Source organism: Pseudomonas sp. N-137 (assembly GCF_034555295.1).
In the GTDB taxonomy this organism is placed as follows: domain Bacteria; phylum Pseudomonadota; class Gammaproteobacteria; order Pseudomonadales; family Pseudomonadaceae; genus Aquipseudomonas; species Aquipseudomonas rhizophila.
This window is the reverse complement of the sequence record NZ_JAXUDQ010000007.1, coordinates 40,880-61,193: the sequence shown is the minus strand read 5'-3', so window position 1 is coordinate 61,193 and position 20,314 is coordinate 40,880. Positions and strand designations below refer to the sequence as shown.

At 61.4% G+C, this 20,314-nt stretch carries 18 protein-coding genes; 12 read left to right on the top strand and 6 right to left on the bottom strand.

All coding sequences use genetic code 11. From position 1 onward, the window contains the following. Positions 1-1,419, bottom strand: coding sequence for a PLP-dependent aminotransferase family protein (locus T3A99_RS06345; RefSeq protein ID WP_188251040.1), 1,419 nt, complete (start codon positions 1,417-1,419; stop codon positions 1-3). 294 nt (positions 1,420-1,713) lie between these two features. On the opposite strand from T3A99_RS06345, the gene T3A99_RS06340 reads away from it, so the two are divergent. The 5 genes from T3A99_RS06340 to T3A99_RS06320 all read left to right on the top strand — a co-directional run bounded on the left by T3A99_RS06340 (position 1,714) and on the right by T3A99_RS06320 (position 6,057). After that, positions 1,714-2,679 (top strand): substrate-binding periplasmic protein, encoded by a 966-nt coding sequence (locus T3A99_RS06340; protein ID WP_188251041.1) that lies wholly within the window; start codon positions 1,714-1,716, stop codon positions 2,677-2,679. Between the two features lie 54 nt (positions 2,680-2,733). Beyond that, positions 2,734-3,510, top strand: a complete 777-nt coding sequence (locus tag T3A99_RS06335; protein ID WP_223194371.1) for an amino acid ABC transporter ATP-binding protein — start codon at positions 2,734-2,736, stop codon at positions 3,508-3,510. A gap of 3 nt (positions 3,511-3,513) precedes the next feature. After that, positions 3,514-4,194 carry an amino acid ABC transporter permease gene (locus T3A99_RS06330; protein ID WP_310662829.1) on the top strand — a complete coding sequence of 227 codons (681 nt, stop codon included), beginning with the start codon at positions 3,514-3,516 and terminating at the stop codon, positions 4,192-4,194. 1 nt (position 4,195) lies between these two features. Continuing rightward, positions 4,196-4,843, top strand: a complete 648-nt coding sequence (locus T3A99_RS06325; protein ID WP_316911935.1) for an amino acid ABC transporter permease — start codon at positions 4,196-4,198, stop codon at positions 4,841-4,843. A gap of 194 nt (positions 4,844-5,037) precedes the next feature. Further along, positions 5,038-6,057, top strand: coding sequence for a hypothetical protein (locus T3A99_RS06320; RefSeq protein ID WP_322834142.1), 1,020 nt, complete (start codon positions 5,038-5,040; stop codon positions 6,055-6,057). Positions 6,058-6,065: 8 nt separating this feature from the next. Here the strand turns inward: T3A99_RS06320 and T3A99_RS06315 are convergent, their stop codons facing one another. Further along, positions 6,066-6,260, bottom strand: a complete 195-nt coding sequence (locus tag T3A99_RS06315; RefSeq protein WP_047227792.1) for a hypothetical protein — start codon at positions 6,258-6,260, stop codon at positions 6,066-6,068. Positions 6,261-6,539: 279 nt separating this feature from the next. On the opposite strand from T3A99_RS06315, the gene glsB reads away from it, so the two are divergent. Beyond that, positions 6,540-7,448: a glutaminase B gene (gene glsB, locus T3A99_RS06310; protein ID WP_047227793.1), complete on the top strand. Its 909-nt coding sequence runs from the start codon at positions 6,540-6,542 to the stop codon at positions 7,446-7,448. A gap of 55 nt (positions 7,449-7,503) precedes the next feature. On the opposite strand, the gene T3A99_RS06305 is transcribed toward glsB, so the two are convergent. Together T3A99_RS06305 and T3A99_RS06300 are read right to left on the bottom strand one after the other, a co-directional pair. Continuing rightward, positions 7,504-7,833 (bottom strand): hypothetical protein, encoded by a 330-nt coding sequence (locus T3A99_RS06305; protein ID WP_047227794.1) that lies wholly within the window; start codon positions 7,831-7,833, stop codon positions 7,504-7,506. A gap of 649 nt (positions 7,834-8,482) precedes the next feature. After that, entirely contained in the window at positions 8,483-10,429 is a 1,947-nt protein-coding gene (locus T3A99_RS06300) for a DNA topoisomerase III (protein ID WP_047227795.1), read from the bottom strand. A 241-nt stretch (positions 10,430-10,670) separates the two neighbouring features. Here T3A99_RS06300 and T3A99_RS06295 point away from each other — a divergent pair, with 241 nt between their 5' ends. The 4 genes from T3A99_RS06295 to T3A99_RS06280 all read left to right on the top strand — a co-directional run bounded on the left by T3A99_RS06295 (position 10,671) and on the right by T3A99_RS06280 (position 15,248). Then, on the top strand, positions 10,671-11,078 hold the full coding sequence (locus T3A99_RS06295; protein WP_047227796.1) for a response regulator: 408 nt from the start codon (positions 10,671-10,673) through the stop codon (positions 11,076-11,078). A gap of 113 nt (positions 11,079-11,191) precedes the next feature. Further along, positions 11,192-11,713 (top strand): sigma-70 family RNA polymerase sigma factor, encoded by a 522-nt coding sequence (locus tag T3A99_RS06290; RefSeq protein WP_047227797.1) that lies wholly within the window; start codon positions 11,192-11,194, stop codon positions 11,711-11,713. Further along, entirely contained in the window at positions 11,710-12,669 is a 960-nt protein-coding gene (locus T3A99_RS06285; protein ID WP_107322639.1) for a FecR domain-containing protein, read from the top strand. The genes T3A99_RS06290 and T3A99_RS06285 overlap by 4 nt, the downstream gene beginning before the upstream one ends. 101 nt (positions 12,670-12,770) lie before the next feature. Next, positions 12,771-15,248 carry a TonB-dependent siderophore receptor gene (locus T3A99_RS06280; protein WP_107322640.1) on the top strand — a complete coding sequence of 826 codons (2,478 nt, stop codon included), beginning with the start codon at positions 12,771-12,773 and terminating at the stop codon, positions 15,246-15,248. A gap of 42 nt (positions 15,249-15,290) precedes the next feature. On the opposite strand, the gene T3A99_RS06275 is transcribed toward T3A99_RS06280, so the two are convergent. After that, on the bottom strand, positions 15,291-16,913 hold the full coding sequence (locus T3A99_RS06275; RefSeq protein ID WP_047227800.1) for an MFS transporter: 1,623 nt from the start codon (positions 16,911-16,913) through the stop codon (positions 15,291-15,293). 207 nt (positions 16,914-17,120) lie between these two features. Continuing rightward, positions 17,121-18,764 carry a GMC family oxidoreductase gene (locus T3A99_RS06270; protein ID WP_316911930.1) on the bottom strand — a complete coding sequence of 548 codons (1,644 nt, stop codon included), beginning with the start codon at positions 18,762-18,764 and terminating at the stop codon, positions 17,121-17,123. Positions 18,765-18,893: 129 nt separating this feature from the next. Between T3A99_RS06270 and T3A99_RS06265 the strand changes: the two genes are divergently transcribed. After that, positions 18,894-19,778: a LysR family transcriptional regulator gene (locus T3A99_RS06265; protein WP_322834141.1), complete on the top strand. Its 885-nt coding sequence runs from the start codon at positions 18,894-18,896 to the stop codon at positions 19,776-19,778. Between the two features lie 159 nt (positions 19,779-19,937). Continuing rightward, a complete protein-coding gene (locus tag T3A99_RS06260; protein WP_047227803.1) occupies positions 19,938-20,309 on the top strand; it encodes a c-type cytochrome in 372 nt (123 codons plus the stop codon). The last annotated feature ends 5 nt before the right edge of the window (positions 20,310-20,314 follow it).

Sequence of the window (20,314 nt, the reverse complement as noted above, 5' to 3'; positions counted from 1 at the left end):
TCAGATCCGGTTGTGCATGTGAAGGTGACCCTGGCGCGCCAATTGGCTGATCACGGTCAGGGCCTTGACCAGTTGCTCACGGGACAATGCCGCCGAGATGTTGATGCGCACCGCTTGTGGTGACAGTTCCGGGCTGAGGGTAAATGCCCCGCCCGGCAGCAGCACCACGCCCTGCTCCTGGCAGAGGCGGGCGAAGCGTGAGCTGTTCCAGGGTTCGGGCAGCAGCAGCCAGGCGTGGGTGCCGGTGGCGCTGTGCTGAAACGCCAGGCCTTGCAGATGCGTGGCCAGCAAGGCCTGGCGAATGCGCAGTTCTTCGCGCTGTTCCGAGACCAGTTGCTCGGCCAGGCCTTCCTCGATCAGTCGTGTGGCGATCAGCGCGGTCAGCGGCGAGTTGCTCCAGCAGTCGATGCGTTGCATGGCCGCGATGCCTTGCAGCAGCGCAGGCGGGGCCATGACAAAGCCCATGCGCAAGCCGGGGGCGATGCATTTGGACAAGGCGCTGATATAAATCGTTTGTTCGGGCAGCAAGGCAGCGAAGGGCAGGGGCGACTGCTCCAGCAACGGCCTGTAGACATCATCCTCGATCACCAGCACATCGGTCTGGCGGATGACGGCCGCCAGGGCTTCGCGACGCTCGGCGTCGAGGGTGATTGCCGTGGGGTTGTGAATCGACGGTATCAGAAACAGCAACCGCGGCTGATGCTCGGCGCAGGCTTGGCGCAAGGCTTCGGGACACATGCCTCGCGCATCGGCATCGACCCCCAATAGATTCAGGCCGAGGGTACGGCACAACCCGTTGATGCCCTGGTAGGTGATGTTGTCGGCTAGCACCGTGTCGCCACTGCTGGTGAGGCTGCGCAGGGTGTGGGCAATGCCGTGTTGCGCGCCCTCGGCGATCAGTATGTGTTCAGCCTGGGCCTGGACGCCGGTGTGCTGCAACCATTGCGCAATGGCCTGCCGGGCCCAGAGCGGTCCCTCGCTGGGATGGTAATCCTTCATGTCGACAAAGCGCGGGTCGTCGGCCAGGCGCGGCAACAACTGGGAGAGTACCCGGTTGTAGCCGTCCGTGGCAGGGCGGTTGACGCTCAAGTCGGCGGTGCCGGGATCGTTGCTGGGAGCGGACTGGAACTGCGCCGCCGGATGACGGCCTTGCGCCACTTGCGTGCCGCGGCCGGGCCGGCTTTCCACCAGGCCCTTTTGCTGCAGCACCGCCATGGCTCGGGTCACCGTGGTGATGTTCACCCCCAAGGCGCTGGCGAATTCACGATGGGGTGGCAGCCGATCACCTGGTTTCAACTGACCGTGAAGGATTGCATGGGTCAGCGAGTCGGCCAGCTGCGCGTACAGCGTCTCGGACTTTTCCCGATGCAGGCTGGCGTGGTTTTTCAGTTCCTTCAGCAGTTTTTCAAATTGACTCATGGGCCCTTAATCCTGGTTGTCATGCTTTTTTGTGCGCCTTAAAGCTGACTTGTCATGCTTTTTATCCGATAAAAAGGCCATGGACAAGCCAAAATAGCGTGATTAGTGTGTGAATTGTAATGCTTGTCATGCACCTAAGCATGACAAGTGGATGATCCATTCTTCAAACCGTTGATCTGCACCAGCGCTGCATGGACGTCGAGGCAGGGAGGGGCTCAGGGACAGAGCAAGGTCGTGGTTGAGTGTGTATGGCTTGTACCGGTCAAAAACAATCAGTTGCCAATAGGTGAAGCTATGTCCGATTCCAAATTCGATGTCCCTGGTATTTCTCGGCGTTCGGTGCTCAAAGTCGCTGGCTACGGTTCACTCGCCGCCATTGCCGGTTCGGCCCTGGGGCCGGTGCCGTTCGCCTTCGCGGCCGGGCAACCGATCAAGACCATTCGCCCCGGCTACCTGACCGCCGCCTGCCTGGGGGACATGCCCTTGGGGGCTCTGCGCGACGGTGTGCCGGTGGGCACTGACCTGGAGTTGCTGAAGATCATCGCCGACCGTCTTGAGCTCAAGCTCGACGTGCTCACCATGGGCTTCCCGGCAGTGATCGAAGCCGTGCGTTCGGGGCGCGCCGACTGGTTCGGCGGCAACTTCGCCTGGAACCCGATGCGTTCCAAGATCCTGCTGCTCACCGACGCGGTGTTCTACACCGGCGCGTACGTGATCATGCGTGACAGCGAGCCGTTCCAGAGCAGCATCAGTGTCAATGACATGAAGGGCCGCACGGTGGGCAGCAACACCGGTTATTTCACCATCCCCGATATGAAGCGAATCGATGGCGTGAAAGAGGTGAAGCTCTACGACAACACCGACGCCTGCCTGCGCGACGTGCGCGCCGGACGGCTGGATTTTGCCGTGCTCGACGCCCCCACCATCGACTACATGATCCTGCAGGACCCCAGCCTCAAGCTCAAGCAAGTGCCCATGGCCTACGATGAAAAATTCCCCAGCCTGACCGCCAAGTTCGAGGCGATCTGGGGTATTCATCCGCAGAATCAGGACCTGTTCGATGGCGTGAACCAAGGGCTGCGCTGGTTGCGCGACACCGGTCAGATCGGCCCGGTCCTGGCCCGGTATGGCATCAAGAATCCCGACTATCTGGTGCCGCTGCCCAAGGACCAGCGCGTCGGCGTGGACCGCGACGAACAGGGCAACCTCATCGGCCCGTTCAAGCACACGCCCCGGGATTTCAGCCAGGTTTTTGCCTGATACACCTTGGCGGCTGCGCTCACGTTTTGTGTCATCTACTTGCGGACATTGCTCATGGCTGAATCTCATCCACTGGTGCGGGTCGAGGGTCTTCACAAGTCCTTCGGCCGGCTGGACGTCTTGAAAGGCATCGACCTGCAGGTGCAACAGGGGCAGAAAATCTCTCTGATCGGGCCCAGCGGTTCGGGCAAGACCACGCTGTTGCGCTGTATCAACTACCTGGAAGAACCGACCCGGGGCAGCATCTACATCGACAATGCGCTGATTGGCCAGCGCAAAGTGGGTGAACGCACGGTGCCCATGGGTGACAGGGACCTGGCCCGGATGCGCGCCAACATCGGCATGGTGTTCCAGCGTTTCAATCTGTTCCCGCACCTCAGCGTGCTGGACAACATCATTCTCGGGCCGTTGAAGGTACAGCAACGCAACCGCCAGGAAGCGGTGGAACTGGCCGAGGACCTGTTGAACAAGGTCGGCATGTTTGCCAAGCGCGACGCTTACCCGGACCAGCTCTCCGGCGGCCAGCAACAACGCATCGCCATCGCCCGCGCCCTGGCGATGCGCCCCAAGCTGATGCTGTTCGACGAGGCCACTTCGGCGCTCGACCCGGAGCTGGTGGGTGAAGTGTTGACGGTGATGCGCAAGCTGGCCGAGGAGGGCATGACCATGATCATCGTGACCCACGAAATGCGCTTTGCCGAAAGCGTGTCTGATCAGGTGATTTTCATGGCCGACGGCAATATCGTCGAGCAGGGACCGCCCCGCCAGATATTCCGGGAAAGCCAGGTGGAGCGTACGCGCGCCTTTATCAGCGCTGTTCAGGAGCATTGATCGATGTTCGATTCAAGCGAGCTGAGCAAGTCCCTCGACCTGCTGCCTTATTTTCTCGAAGTGCTGGGCATCGGCGCACTGACCACCCTGGGCCTGACGGCAGCGTCCTTTATCGTCGCGGCGCTGCTGGGGTTCGGCCTGGCGTTGATGCGCCTGTCGCGCAACCGAGTCCTGCAGTGGGTGGCCAGCGTTTATCTGGAGGTGTTCCGCAATATCCCGATCCTGACCCAGCTCTTCATCCTCTATTTCGGCCTGACGTACATCGGCATCACCTTGCCGGCTATCGGTGCGGCGATCATCGGGTTCGGTCTCAATGGGGCAGCGATGCTCTCGGAGGTGTTCCGTTCCAGCATCCTCAACGTTGATCGCGGGCAAAGCGAAGCGGCGTTCTCCATCGGCATGACCCGGGCCCTGGCGATGCGCATGATCGTGTTGCCCCAGGCCTTGAAAGTCTCGATTCCAGGCATGGCGAACTTCGCCATCGGCCTGCTCAAGGACACCTCGCTGGCTTCGGCCGCTGCCGTGCCGGAGCTGACGTTCAAGGCCAAGATGCTGGTGAGCGAGACCTACCAGACCAACCTGATTTATTTCCTGCTGGCCATCATTTACCTGGTGTTGAGCCTGGTGCTGTCCCACTGGGCGGCGCGCACCGAGCGGCGCCTCACTGTGATCAAGGAGCGCTGAGATGGGCTATGGCGAGTTGTGGGAAGCCACCCACGTCGAATTGCTGCAAGCGGCCTGGGCCACGTTGCGGCTGGCCTTTGGCGCGCTGGTGATCGGCCTGGCGGTCGGTTTGCTGGTGGCTTTGGCGCGATTGTCCGGCTCAAGGGCGTTGCGCCGATGCGCACTGTTCTACATCGAGATCTTTCGTGGGACGCCGGCGTTGGTGCAGCTGTTTATCGTTTATTTCAGCCTGACGGCGGTAGGCGTGCAGTTCAGCTCGTTCCAGGCGGCGATGATCGGCTTGGGGCTCAATGCAGCGGCGTACCTGTCGGAGATCTATCGCTCGGGCCTGGAGGCTGTGCCCAAGGGCCAGGTCGAGGCGGCGAAGGCCATCGGCATGCCGCGGCTTCAGGTGCTGCGTTGGGTCGTGTTGCCCCAGGCGATTCGCATTGTGCTGGCGCCCATTGGCAATGTGGCGATCTCCTTGCTCAAGGATACCTCCGTGGCCTCGCTGATCGCCGCGCCGGACCTGATGCTACGGGCGCAGGATCTGAGTTCTGTGTATTTCATGCCGCTGGAGACCTACGTGTTGGTGGGGGCGATGTATTTTGCCATGTGTTATCCGCTGTCGATGGTTGTGCGCAGGTTGGAGCGGCGGCGTAAATACTGATCACCCTTCACGCAGATCCTTGTGGGAGCGAGTCTGCTCGCGATGGCGGCGTATCAGTCGATATCCCTGTTGCTGATACACCGCTTTCGCGAACAGGCTCGCTCCCACATTGGTTTGTGTTTTTCCTCCAGGCCCGTGTTCCTCGCGACCTATACTCAACCCCGTGGATGACTTGACCTCGGGATGGCGCAATCGTGCTGCGTTCACTGATGCTGGCCGTTTTGTTGGTTCTGGCGGGGTGCGCCACGTCGCCGCGCGAGCAGCAGGTCGCCACCGTGGCGGTTTCCCAGGATACCTGGCGGCAGGTTGACCGGCAGATCGTCGCCGCGTCGAAAAGCGCTATCGAACAGGCCGGGCTCTACGCGCGCGGCTCGATGGAGCATTGGCGCCGGCTCGTGTATGAACGGACCGAGATTCAATTCATCCCCTGGTTCAGCAGCTACTGGACCCAGGAATGGCTGGCGGTGAAGGTCAGTTGGTATGCCGCCAGTGCCGAAGGCGAAGAGGACTCCGCGGCCACACGTCTGGCGGTTTATCTGCAAGAGCAGTACCGCGAGCAGGTGCTGGCACCTGTGGCGGTGGAAATCGACCCCGAGGCGATCAGGGCCAACGCGACGGGCTACTACGTGCGCCTGCTCAATCAACAGGTCCAAGTGATTGCCCGCCAGCACCGAATCCCGCCGGAGCTGATGAGTCGGCGCCTGCACGGCATTCCTGCCATCAGCCTGGGGCCGCCAGCGGCGCGTAACGCCTCGTTGTATGAGATGGCGCATACCGAGCCCCTCAATACATTGCCGGCGTACGCCGCGCTGATCGACCACGTCAACAAAGCCGCCGTGACAGGTTCGGGGCCATCGGATGCGGTGATCGCCACGGTGGCACAACGCACCAGTGAAAAAATCGAAGCGCAATTCGCCACGCGAGGTGCGGCCGGGGCGGCGGCAGCCGTGGCCGGGAAAGCGGCGGGGGCGTTGATCTCAGTTGGCGTGGCGGGGATTCGCGCGATCATTCATGAGGGCGAGCGTCCGGAAATGGAGACTCAAATCCGCAAGAGCCTCAGCGCAGCGTTCGACGAAGCCTGGTTCCAGTCGCTCAAGCATCCCCTCAGCGGGGTGATGGCACCGGTGTACTACCTGGCCGAGGAAATCGAAGGCAGCCTGGTGGCGGCGGACCTGGCCAATCGCGCGGTGGAGTTGCCAGCCATCAAACCGTGACGGACGGTTCATTCTGCCCCGAGGGTGACGCGGCAACCCTTGCGATGACGGATCTGTTCGTCCGAGGGCCGCTCCTTGATGAATTCGAAGCGCGGCTCTCCTTCGCTGTAGATCACCAGCCAGCCCCATTCCAGCTCACTTTCATCTTGACCGGGTCTGGGGGGCGAGGCCCACCAGGGTTCCTTCTGCATGATCTGTCGCATCGATGTCTCCTGCCGATTGATCCCTTCAACTATAGACCGCTCGATTGGATGACAAGCGCCCATGAAATCTCTTGAATTCTGTGGGAGCAAGGCTTGCCCGCGAAGCAGGCGATTCGGTTCCAGAAAGACCGCGTGAGCTTGATCGCGAGCAAGCTTTGCTCCCACGGATCGCCTCGCAACAGATGTTGCTGGTCTATTGAGTGTGCTCTGATCGCACCCATCAGCGTCTAGCGTCTGTATCCCCGCACTCGAACGGGGAATGATTGGACCCATGCGCATATGCAAGCATTGTTGAACGAGATCCTCGATGCGGTTCGCCCCCTGATCGGTCAGGGCAAGGTGGCCGACTACATTCCCGCCCTTGGCACCGTTGCGGCCAACCAGTTGGGCATTGCCGTCTACGGCAACGATGGCGAAATGTATTGCTCAGGTGACGCTGAAACGCCGTTTTCGGTGCAGAGTATTTCCAAGGTTTTCAGCCTGGTGCAGGCCATCGGCCATTCCGGCGAGGCAATCTGGGAGCGTTTGGGCCATGAGCCCTCCGGCCAGCCCTTCAATTCTCTGGTGCAGCTGGAATTTGAACGCGGTCGGCCGCGCAACCCGTTCATCAACGCCGGCGCCTTGGTGATCTGCGACATCAATCAGTCGCGTTTTGCCGCGCCAGCGCTTTCGATGCGTGATTTCGTACGGCGCCTGTCGGGCAATCCACAAGTCATGGTGGACGGCAAGGTCGCTGAGTCGGAATACCAGCACCGCGCCCGCAATGCGGCGATGGCCTACCTGATGCAGTCCTTCGGTAATTTTCATAACGACGTGGAAGCGGTGCTGCGCAGCTATTTCAGTCACTGCGCGTTGCGCATGAGCTGCATCGATCTGGCCCGGGCGTTCTGCTTCCTGGCCAACGACGGCTTCTGCAAGCACAGTGGCGAACAGATCCTGAGCGCCCGCCAGACCCAGCAGGTCAACTCCATCATGGCCACCAGCGGGCTGTACGATGAAGCCGGCAATTTTGCCTATCGCGTTGGCCTGCCGGGCAAGAGCGGGGTGGGCGGCGGGATTGTTGCCGTGGTGCCGGGGCGTTTCACGGTGTGCGTCTGGTCGCCGGAACTCAATGTCGCGGGCAATTCCCTAGCAGGCATGGCGGCGCTGGAATTGCTCAGCCAACGAATCGGCTGGTCGGTGTTCTAACGCCCAAAAAAAGGGCCCGTTCCAATCAGGAACGGGCCCTTTGTTTTAAGCGCGATCAGCAGAGGCGGTCGATGACCCGAACTTCAGAGGTGTTCTGCATCGACTGCCACGCCTGGGTCAGCGTTTGCAGCACGCGACCCATGAAGTCTTTGTCGGCCGCGGCCTTCTTGCCGACGTAGCCCTGGCCACGACGGTACATCTTCAACCGGGCACACAGGTCCTGCTGATTCTTCTCGAATTCGTCTTCCTGGGTGAACGGCGACAGGCAGTCCATATGGACCTGGCCATTCTTGCTGATCCACAGGATATGGCTGTCCAGGGTGTCTTTGTGTGCTGCGAACATGCGAGCCAGTTCATCAATAGATGGTTGATTATTCAGATTCATGTGTAAGCCCCTTGACCATTTGGTTGATCTGTCTGGTGGTTCGCAAAAACTTCGCTTCTTTCGGTAAGTGCCTGTCCAGTGCTGCATGGCTAGCACCGAAACCAGGCCGTCAGCACCCGGCCGTCTGACTTCGACGGGGTCGTGCATCGGTTGTGTAGTGTTATCGAAGGGCTGCTACGCAAATGCGCTACAACGAAGAGAAACAGCGAAGAACCTTCAGGCATTGTCAACTTTCGAGGGTCGACCACGCGCGTCATGAGGATCGTCGCCGACGTTTCTCGTCCTTGTCACCGGACGGTCATGCCAGGTCAGCACCTTCAATCTGCCTTGTGGGCAGTCCCTTATCCAAAAAACAGCTCGGCGGTCAGACGAGCTTGCTCAAGCATTTACCTGTACTCCCGATCGGGGAGACGTCTGCATCATGCAAGGCCAAATCGGAGGCGTCAACGGTTTTGTAGTGATTATTTTTGGTCACTACATATTGTCGGACAAAATGGTTTTGTTATGAAAATTCTGGATCAGGGCAGATATCCCTGTGGGAGCGAGCCTGCTCGCGATGGCGGTGTATCAGTCGGTATCCATGGTGACTAACATAACGCTATCGCGAGCAGGCTCGCTCCCACAGGGCGACGCGTCGAACATGTATTTATCAGGTCGTCTTGGCTTTGCTCGCCTTGCGAGGTGTACCGCTGGCCTTGCGCTTGGCCGGCTTGCGTTTGCTTTTCCATGGGGTGGCCCCTCGGCCGGCAGGGCTGGCCGGGCCGTGGATGGTCAGGCTCATGCCCTGGCAGCGGGCGATGTGTTTGCTCATCCAGGCGGCCTGGCGGGTCACGAACTCTTCCAGGCTCATCTCTCCGCTTTGCACCATGTCCAGCGCCTGCTCCCAGATGGCGGTAGTGCCTGGATCGGCGATGGCGCGGGGCACCGCATCGATCAGGCTGAAGGCCGCCGGTGTGGCGGACAGGGCCTTGCCGTTTTTCACCAGGTAACCGCGGTCGAGCAGGCCCTGGATGATCGAGGCCCGGGTCGCTTCGGTGCCGATGCCGGTGGTGTCCTTGAGCTTTTGCTTGAGCTGCGGATCCTCCACCAGCCGGGCAACGTTCTTCATCGCCTTGATCAGGTCGCCCTCGGTGAACGGTTTGGGGGGCTGGGTCCACAGGTCCTTGAGTTTGACCTCGTCCACGGCGCAGTCGCGACCTTCGACCAGGGCCGGCAAGGTTTGTGGTACCGGTGCTTCACGGCCTCGTGCCGGAGCCAGCGCTTCGGGCAGGGCGCGTTTCCAGCCGGGTTCGATGATTTGCTTGCCCACGGCCCGCAATGCCTGGGCGGCGCAGTCGAAGTCGGCCTGGGTCCGGTCGTATTCGTGGTTGGGCAGGAACTGCGCCAGATACCGCGCCCGTATCAGCGTATAGACAGCCCGCTGCTTGCCGGCGAGCTTGTCGAGGTTCTTCGCCGCAGCGGTAGGGATGATGCCGTGGTGGGCGCTGACCTTGGCGTCGTTCCAGGCCCGGGATTTGCGTTGGGGCTGCAAGTGCTCGCGCAGCGGCGCCAGACCCGGGTCGGCCTGGGCGAGGGCGGCGAGGATGGCCGCAGCTTCGCTGTGCTGGCTCAAAGGCAGGAAACCGCAATCGCTGCGCGGATAGGTGATGAGCTTGTAGGTCTCATAGAGCGACTGGGCAATGTCCAGGGTTTCCTGGGCGCCGAGGCCGAGTTTCTTCGAGCAGACTTCCTGCAGGGTGCCCAGGTCGAACGGCAACGGCGCCGCTTCGCGCAAGCGCTCGGTGCGCACTTTCATCACCCGGGCGGTGGCAGCGTTGCCCATGGCTTGGGCGGCGTCCTGGGCGAGGGCCTGGTTCAAACAACGTTCCTGATCGTCGCAGGCATCCGGGTCGGCGCGCCACTGGGCGGTGAACACAGTGCCGTCGTGGCGCAGTTGCACGTCGATGGCCCAATAGGCGACCGGTACGAAATCCGCGATGCTGCGGTCGCGATCCACCACCAGGCGCAGGGTGGGGGTCTGCACGCGGCCCACCGGCAGCACGCCCTGATAACCGGACTGGCGCCCCAGCAACGTGAACAGGCGGCTCATGTTCATGCCGATCAGCCAGTCGGCCCGGGAGCGGCCGAGGGCCGAATGGTAGAGGTTGAAGGTTTCGGCGCCCGGCTTGAGTGCGGCCAGGGCCTTGCGGATCGACGCTTCGTCCAGGGCCGACAGCCACAGACGCTGGATCGGTCCACGGTAGCGGCAATGCTCCACCAGTTCCCGGGCAATCATTTCGCCTTCACGGTCGGCGTCGGTGGCGATGACCAGCGTCTTGGCTTCCCCCAACAGGCGCTTGACCGCCTTGTACTGGCCCGCGGTTTTCGGCTTGACCGTCATTTTCCACTGCGTCGGCACGATAGGCAGGTCTGCCAGTACCCAGCGCTTGTAGCGGGCATCGTAGGCGTCGGGCGGGGCGGTCTCCAGCAGATGGCCGATGCACCAGGTGACTGTGATGTTCGCGCCCAGCCAGCAACCGTCACCGCGGCGCGTGGCACCGAGCACGGCAGCGATGTCTTTGGCCTGGGACGGTTTTTCACACAGGTACAGCTGCATAGCGCCCTTTTCCTAAGCAGATTTCATGGGGCTGTAGCATGGTCATGGATGGGCGTCGGAGCAAGTTTTATCTGTATGGATATACAGATAAAGCGTTGCGATGCGTTGCTCCAGGGCGGTTATCGCAACGTTTGGCGGTGTATTTGCACGCAGAATGAATTTCTCGCAAGGGCATCGCTCATAACTTGCAGAGCGGTTGAAACCGCAAAGAACGTTTATGGGGTCAAGGAGAGTCACTTACATGAATTCGATGCCAAAGGGCAACGGACAGGCGGCCGCGCGTTTGATTCTCGTCGTTGAAGATGATCAGACCATTCTGGAGTTCCTGTGTGAGATCCTGCAAGACGAGGGCTTTGCCGTGGAGCCCCGGGAAAGCGCCGACGCGGCGCTGGAATTCCTCAAGCAGAGCGCTGACGATGTGGACTTGTTACTCACCGATATCACCATGCCCGGCAAACTGAACGGCGCGGACCTGGCCAATTTGACCGGCGACCGGTGGCCACAGATACCCTTGTTGATCATGTCCGGTTTCGAAACCCCGGAAAGCGCCGGGATCAAGCATCATGCCTCGTTCATCGCTAAGCCCTGGGCGCTGGGGCAGATGCTGGATCTGGTGGAGAGCACGGTGAAAAATCACTCTGTGCATTGAGCAATGCCAAGAGGGTGAGGTGGCAGGCCTGGGACTGTGCATGTTTGGGTTGCAAGCGGCGATGCGCTCCATGACAATGCGAGTCATTATCAGTCGCGAATTATTCCATTGCCATGCCCGCCAACGATCTGTCCTTACGCAGTGCCGTCGACGTTCTGTACAGTGATCATCACAGTTGGCTCCAAGGCTGGCTGCGCAAGCGTTTGGGCAATGCTTTCGATGCCGCGGACCTGACCCAGGATACCTTCGTGCGCGTCATCAAGGCTCGCTCCGCGTTGGATATTCGTGAGCCGCGACCGTACCTGTCGATGATCGCCAAGGGGCTGTTGATCGATCTGTTTCGCCGCCGTTCGTTGGAACAGTCCTACCTCGAAGCCTTGGCCGCCATGCCGCAAGAGCAGCACCCGTCGCTGGAAGAACAGGCCATCCTGCTCCAGGCCCTGATGGAGATCGACCGCTTGCTGCTGGGGTTGGGGCCGCGTGTCAGGCAGGCGTTCATCCTGTCGCAGTTCGACGGCCTGACCTACCCGCAAATTGCCGAGCGCCTGGGCGTCAGCGTACGTACGGTGAATAACCACATGGCCAAGGCCATGGAACATTGCTGCCTGATGCAGATTCAATTGCAACTTTCATGAACCTGCCAGCCGAAGAGTTGCAAGCCATCCGTGTGGCGGCGCAGTGGTACGCCCGGCTTCACTCCGGCATCACGACCGACGCGGATCGAGCCGGGTGGAATGCCTGGCTGAGTGCAGACCCGCTGCATAGCCAGGCCTGGCAACGAATGACAGCGGTGGCTGAACAGATGGCGAGTGTGCCGGGCGCCCTGGCGGCACCGACCTTGAGTGAACGCCACAATCGATCCCGTCGCCAGGTATTGCGCAGCGTCTTGTTACTAACGTCCGCCAGCGGCCTGGGTTGGTTGGGCTGGCGCAGCCAGGCTACGCAGAACCTGCTTTGCGATTACCGCACCGCAGTGGGCGAGCGCCGCGAGTTTCAGCTGGCGGACGGCAGCACCGTGCTGCTCAACACCGACACCTCGGTCAATGTTCGTTTCGACGGGCGCCAGCGGCTACTGGAGCTGTTGTGGGGGGAGATCCTCGTCACGACGGCGATCGATCCCTTGCAGCGGCCTTTCAAGGTCATCACCGGTCATGTCGAAGTGCTTGCGCTGGGCACGCGTTTTATCGTCCGAGGCCAGGCGCGGGGCGGTGAGGTGGCGGTGCTTGAAAAAGCGGTCGAGGTGAGTCTCCCGACGATTGGCTCGAGGATGCGCGTCGAAGCCGGCCAGCGCCTGGATTTCAATGACCGGTCGCTGGGTACGCTGCGCGGCAACGATGTGTCGGTCGGTGCCTGGCAGAAGGGAAGCATCATCGCCATTGACCGTCCTCTGGCGGCGCTGCTGGATGAACTGTCGCGTTACCGCAACGGCGTGTTGCGTTGTGATCCGGCCATTGCCGACTTGAAGGTTTCCGGCGTGTTTCCCGTCGATAACACCGATCTCGCCCTGGCGGCGCTGGAGAGTGGCTTTTCGTTACGGGTGACCCGCTACAGCCGATTTTGGGTCCGGGTATCGAGCGGCGATCAGCGCTGACGTGGCGGCGCGATAAAAAAGAACACTGTCCTGCACTTTTTATCTCCATCGTTCGGCTCTTCCTCAGTGAGTTTTTATCGACCGTTTGGGGGAGGGGAAGCATGTCTTGGGTAAGCGCGCCAGGTCGTCTGGTGTTTGCAGTGAAAATCGGCTTGCTGGCAGCCGTGACCGGCAGCGTCGGGGTCGTGAATGCCAGTCCGGCTCCAGGTGCCTCGGCGCAGCAGCGTTCGGTGCAGGCCTACGATATCGGGGCCGGCAGCCTGGTGGATGTCCTGACCCGGTTCTCCAGTGCCGCCGGTGTCGCCATTTCGTTTGATGCCCGGCAACTCCAGGGCCTGCAATCGCCCGGCCTGAGAGGTTCGTTCGGCGTGGGCGATGGGTTTGCCCGCATTCTTGGCGGTAGCGGCCTGCAAGCCGACCTCCAGGCCAATGGCACGTACGTGCTGCGCTCCGTGCCGGCCAACGGTTCGGCCATGCAACTGGGAGCAACCACCATCGAGGCGCAGATGCTCGGAGCGACCACCGAGAACAGTGGCTCCTACACGACGGGGGCGGTCACGATCGGCAAAGGCGAGCACTCCCTGCGCGAGACGCCGCAATCGGTGACAGTGATCACTCGCAAGATGCTCGATGACCAGAACCTGAACACCATCGATCAAGTGATGGAAAAAACGCCCGGCATTACCGTCTACGACTCGACCATGGGCGGCAAATATTTCTACTCCCGTGGGTTCCGGATGTCCGGTCAGTATCAATACGACGGTGTTCCGCTGGACATGGGCAACAGCTATGTCCAGGCCGACAGTTTCAGCAGTGACATGGCGTATTACGATCGGGTCGAAGTCCTGCGCGGTGCCGCCGGGATGATGAAGGGCGCCGGCGGCACGTCCGGTGGCGTCAATTTCGTCCGTAAACGCGGCCAGGCCACGGCCCAGACCGAACTCAGCCTCTCGGGCGGCACCTGGGACAACTACCGCGGGCAGGTCGATACCGGTGGCCCGCTGAATGATTCCGGCACCCTGCGGGGCAGGGCGGTGATCGCCGAACAGAGCCGGCATTATTTCTACGACGATGCTCGGCGCAAGGACCAGATTTACTACGGTGCCCTGGACTTCGACCTGACGCCCGACACCACCCTCGGCCTGGGCCTGGCCTATGAGGACGTCGATGCGAGTCCTTGCTGGGGCGGGCAGCCGCGCTACAGGGATGGCAGCGATTTGAAACTCAGTCGCTCTACTTGCCTGGATCCGTCGTGGAACACCTGGCGTAGCCAGCGGACCACGGTGTTCAGCGATCTCAAGCATCAACTCAATGACGACTGGGCCGTGAAGGTGGCCGGTGTCTATACGAAAAACACCCAGGACATCAAATACGCCTTTGCATCCGGCTCGGTGACGCCGGGTGTCTCGACCACCAATGTGCTGGGCAGCATGTACGACTATGACCAGGTCGATTACGGCCTCGACGCCTACCTGGACGGCAAGTTCGACGCCCTCGGGCAGCAGCATGAATTGATCGTCGGCTTCAACGCCAGCCGTTCGGACAAGGACGATTTTTTCTCGGTCGCCTTCCTGCCGCAGCAACAGAACGTATTCGATCCGGATCGACACATTCCGGAACCGGATGACAGTTACTTCATCGAGAACTCGACGCGCGGTGGCCCGGTGAAAACCGTCACCCGGCAACAAGGCCTGTATTCGACCCTGCGCCTGAAACTGGCGGACCCATTGACCTTTGTCGTGGGCAGCCGGGTGAGTTGGTACAACTCCAAGACCGACTCGGTGTTCCTCACCGGCGGTTCGGAACACGCCAAGAGCACGGAGACAGGCCAGGTCACCCCGTTTGCCGCTGTGTTGCTGGACCTCAACGAACACCTGACGGCCTACGCCAGTTACTCGGACATTTTCACGCCCCAAGGCAACTACCGTTCCGAAAGCGGTTCGGCACTCAAGCCCCTGGTGGGTGAAAGCTATGAGCTGGGGATCAAGGGCGAATGGTTCGAGGGACGCCTGAACAGCGCCTTCAATCTGTTCCGCACGTTGCAGAAAGACCAGGCCCAGACCGACTACAACTCAAGCTGTGCGTCCTCGGACGGTTACTGCTACGAGAACGCCGGCAAGGTTCGCGCCCAGGGTTTCGAAGCCGAGATCAGCGGTGAAGTCATCGAGCGCCTGCAACTGCTTGCCGGTTACACCTACACCCAGACCAAGACCCTGAACGACATTGATACCAGCCTCAACGGCGGCTCGTTCAACAGCTATGTGCCGCGTCATGTGCTGCGTCTGTGGGGCGATTATGCCCTGGGTGGGGCGTTCGAACGGTTCAGCGTCGGTGCGGGGGTCAATGCCCAAAGCGACAATTTCCGGGTATCGCCGGCGACGGGGGAGAAGATCACCCAGGCCGGTTATGCCGTGTGGAATGGTCGCGTCGGCTACCGCATTGATGACACCTGGTCGCTGGCCCTCAACGGCAACAACCTGTTCGACAAGCGCTACTACAGCACCATCGGGACCGAGAGCTTCGGTAACTATTACGGTGAGCCGCGCAACCTCACCATGACTCTGAAGGCGCACTTCTGATCCGCTGGCGAGGGAACAAACGCCCTCGCCACGGTTTTGCCCTCAGTTTTTATCCAGGTCCACGTTCCGGGTTTCCCGCAGGCAAATCATGCCCACCACCAGGCTCACCCCGGTGATCATCACCGGGTACCACAGCCCGTAGAAAATGTCCCCGGTGTAGACCACCAGGGCAAACGACACGGTGGGCAGGAAACCGCCGAACCAGCCGTTGCCGATGTGGTAGGGCAGGGACATGGAGGTGTAGCGGATCCGAGTGGGAAACAGTTCGACCATCAGCGCCGCCAGTGGGCCGTAGCACATGGCTGAAATGATGATCAGCGCCACGATCAGTGCCACGATCATCGGCCGGTTGATCTGCTGGGCATCGGCCTGTTGTGGGTAGCCCGCCAGGGTCACCGCGCCGCGCAGGGCGGCTTCGTCGTAGCCTTCAAGCTTCACATCACCGACGCTGACCTGCACATCACTGCCGGCCGGCGCCGCGACACTGCTGTAGGGCAGGCCTTGCTTGACCAGGAAGGTCTTGACCTTGTCGCATGGGCTATCGAAACGGGCCTTGCCCACCGGGTCGAACTGGAAGGTGCACGTGGCCGGATCGGCGATCACGGTGATCGGCGCCTGACGGCTCGCCAGGTCAATGGCCGGGTTGGCGTAGTGGGCCAGTGTCTTGAAGATCGGAAAGTACAACGCCGTCGCCAGCAACAGGCCAATCATCAGTACCGGTTTGCGCCCGACCTTGTCCGACAGCCAGCCAAAAAAGATGAAGAACGGTGCGCCGATGACCACGCTGACGATCAGCAGGCTGTTGGCCAGGGCCGGATCCATTTTCAGGAACTGGGTGAGGAAAAACAGCACATAGAACTGCGCGGCATAGAAGGTCACCGCTTGCCCGGCGTTGATGCTGAACAGCGCGATCAGCACCACCTTGAGATTTTCCCACTTACCAAAGGATTCGCGGATCGGCGCCTTGCAGCACTTGCCTTCTTCTTTCATTTTCAAGAAGGACGGCGATTCATGCAGGCTCAGGCGGATCCAGGTGGAGATGCCCAGCAACACGATCGACAGCAGAAACGGAATGCGCCAGCCCCAGACCTCGAACTGATCGCCCGTGAAATAACGACAGCCCAGTACCACCAGCAGCGAAAGCAGCAGCCCGAGGGTGGCGGTGGACTGAATCCAGCTGGTGTGGAAACCGCGCTTGCCCATCGGCGCGTGTTCGGCGACGTAGGTGGCAGCACCGCCGTACTCACCGCCCAAGGCCAGGCCCTGGAGCATGCGCAGCACCACGAGGATGATGGGCGCGGCAATGCCGATGCTGGCGTAGTTGGGCAACAGGCCGACGCAGAACGTCGCCAGGCCCATGAGTACGATGGTGGCCAGGAAGGTGTATTTGCGTCCGATCATGTCTCCCAGCCGTCCGAACACCAGTGCGCCGAAAGGCCGCACGATAAAGCCGGCGGCGAATGCCATCAGGGCGAAGATGAATGCCGTGGTGTCGTTGACCCCGGCAAAGAACTGCTTGCTGATCACCGCCGCCAGGGCGCCATAGAGGAAAAAGTCATACCATTCGAACACCGTCCCCAAGGACGAGGCGAAGATGACTTTCTGGGTTTCCTGGCTGGTGCCGGCGCTGCGCGTGGCTTCCAGGGACTGAACATGTTCAGACATTTGGGTATCCCTCACAGTGATTGTTTTTGTTGTTCCACTGTCGACGCCGGGGTGGCGTCTCCTGTTTTGCTGCATACCTTGAATTCAAAGGGTTCCCCTTGTGGGAGCGAGCCTGCTCGCGAAAGCGGTATGCCGGTCGACATCATCGTGAGCTGATACACCGCCTTCGCGAGCAGGCTCGCTCCCACAGGGGGATTCTGTTGTTCTTCAGACCGTGGCAGGTTCCTTTTGGGGCGTGGTGCTGCGGATGTCCGCCTCGAGGATCATCTGCGCCGCCTTCTCGGCAATCATCAGCGTGGGCGAGCAGGTGTTGCCCGAGGTGATGCGCGGCATGATCGAGGCGTCGGCGATGCGCAGGCCGTTGATGCCGTGAACCCGCAGTTGCGCATCCACCACCGCGTCGCGGTCCTGGCCCATGCGGCAGGTGCCCACCGGGTGGAAAATCGTCGTGCCTATACGGGCGGCGGCCTGGTGCAGTTCTTCCTCGGTTTGCAGGCTTGGTCCCGGCAGGTATTCCACCGGCTTGAAGGCGCTCAACGCCGGGGCGGCGACGATGCGTCGGGTCAGGCGGATGGCGTCGGCGGCGACCCGCAAGTCTTCGGGATGGCTCAGGTAGTTGGGCTGGATCAGCGGCGCCTCGTGCGGGTCGGCCGAGCGAATGTCCACCCGGCCACGGCTTTGCGGACGCAGGTCACAGACCGACGCAGTGAACGCCGGGAAACTGTGCAGTGGTTCGCCAAAGCGTTCCAGCGACAAGGGCTGCACGTGGTATTCGAGGTTGGCCGAGGTCTGTTCCGGCCCCGAGCGGGCGAACGCGCCGAGTTGGCTGGGGGCCATGGACAGCGGGCCGCTGCGATCATAGAGGTAGCGCAGCCCCATGCCCATCTTGCCCCATAAAGTGCCGGCGATCTGGTTCAGGGTACGGGCGTTTTCCAACTGGTAGATCAGCCGCAGTTGCAGGTGGTCCTGCAAGTTGCCGCCCACGCCGGGCAGCTCATGAACCACGCCAATGCCCAGGCGTTGCAACAGGTTGCGCGGACCGATTCCCGAGCGCTGCAAAATACCCGGCGAGCCGACGGCGCCGGCGCACAGCACGATTTCCTTGCGCGCCTTGAACGTCATGCTTTTGCCTTGCCAACGGGCGCTGACGGCGTGGGCCCGGTTGTCACGCAACAGCACGCGGTCGACTTCGACATCGGTCATTACCGTGAGGTTGGGGCGCTGGCGAACCGGTTTGAGGAAGGCCTTGGCCGCGTTCCAGCGCACCCCGGCTTTCTGGTTGACCTGGAAATAGCCGCAGCCTTCGTTGTCGCCGCCGTTGAAGTCGTCCACGCTGGGGATACCGCTCTGTTCGGCGGCGGTGCGAAACGCATCGAGAATCGGCCATGACAGGCGCTGGCGTTCGACCCGCCATTCCCCGGCGGCGCCATGGAGCTCGGAGTCTCCGGCAAAGTGGTTTTCGCTCTGTCTGAACAACGGCAGCACGTCTTTCCAGGCCCAGCCAGGGTTGCCCTCGGCGGCCCAGCTGTCGTAATCCGCGGCCTGGCCGCGCATGTAGATCATGCCGTTGATGGAGGAGCAGCCACCCAGCACCTTGCCCCGTGGGTAACTCAGTGCGCGCCCTTGCAAACCCGCTTGCGCCTCGGTCTTGAAGCACCAGTCGGTGCGCGGGTTGCCGATGCAGAACAGGTAGCCGACCGGGATGTGGATCCACGGATAGTTGTCGCGCCCGCCCGCTTCAAGCAACAACACCCGGTGCTGCGCGTTGGCGCTAAGCCGGTTGGCCAGCAGGCATCCGGCAGGGCCGGCGCCCACGATCACGTAATCGTATTCATCGACGACAGGTTGCATTCGCGACCTCATTTTTGTTCTTGTGGGATGCATCCTAGTTGTTAGGTTTCGTCAAAAGAATGTTAGTTTTTGCGCAACCGCTGTGCGTTTTTAAACAGTCCTGCCTTCAGGCGTGTTCAAGGATGGCCCATGTTCGACTGGAATGACCTGCGCTACTTTCTGGAACTGCAACGCAGCGGCCGTTTGCTCACCGCCGCACGACGCCTGAACACCACCCATGCCACTGTGGCCCGGCACATCGAAGCCATCGAGAAAAGCCTGGACACTGCGTTGTTTGTCCAGCATGCCCAGGGTTATGAACTGACCCCCGCGGGCGAATCGTTGCTCAAGCACGCCGAAGCCATGGAAAACGTGGCGCTACTGGCTCAGGAGGACATCACCCAGTCCAGCGCGCCCTTGGGCAAGATCCGCGTGGGGGTGACGGAAGGGCTGGGCATCATGTTTTTAGCCAGCCGCATGGAGGGTCTGTTCCAGCGCTATCCGGGACTGGAGGTGGAGTTGGTGGCGGTGCCGCGTTTTGTCAGCATCCTCAACCGCGAAGTGGAAATCAGCATTCACCTCGAACGCCCGGTGGCCGACCTGCTGGTGACCCGCAAGCTCACCGACTACAGCCTGGCGCTCTACGCCAGCCAGGCCTACCTGGACCGCTCGCCACCGTTGCGCAGTCGCGAAGACCTGGCCCGCCATGCCTGGATCGGGTATGTCGACGACCTGCTGTTCAGCCAGGAACTGATGTTTCTCAACAGCTTTTGCCGCAACCCTCGGGTGGTGTTCCACAGCACCAGCGTCATCGCCCAGCAACAGGCTGCACGCTCGGGATTGGGGATTGCCGTACTGCCTTGCTACATGGCCAGCAGCGACCCGGCCCTGGTCCCTTTACTGCCCGATGAAACCCTCCGCCGCAGCTACTGGATCAGCACCCGCCGCGAGCTGCACAAATCCGTGCGCCTGCGGGTGCTCTGGGATTATGTGGTGCAGTTGTGCGAGCGCGAGCAGGGGCTGCTGCTGCCCTGATCGCCAATGTCCCTGGCCATCGATCATCCAGCGCTGGCCGCGCAAGTCCCCTTTTATGGCCCCCAATGACCTCAAGCCAACGCGCGGGCGTGCCTTAGTGTGAGTCTGTCTGACCCAACACAATAAAGGCGTGCTCATTGCGCCACCAAGAGGGGCCCCATGTCGGTACCAACGTCTTCAGCCTGGACTCACGCCGCGGCGATTCTTTCGCTTGGCGTATTGCTCGCCGGTTGCGGCGAAGAGGCCAAAACGAGCCCGCCCAGGGCCTTAACGAGTGTGCCTGCCGACGGAGCGCTGGCACAAATCTACGACAGCAGTTGCAAGCTCTGCCACGCCAACCCCGGTGCCGGAGCGCCCCTGACCGGCGACGCCAACGCCTGGGCGCCGCGAGTGGCCCAGGGCAGCGACACCCTGCTTGATCACACGATCAACGGCTACAACGGCATGCCGCCGATGGGGCTGTGCATGCACTGTTCCGAAGAGCAGTTCCTGGCCCTGATCGGCTTCATGTCCGGCCAGCCATTGCAATGACCAAC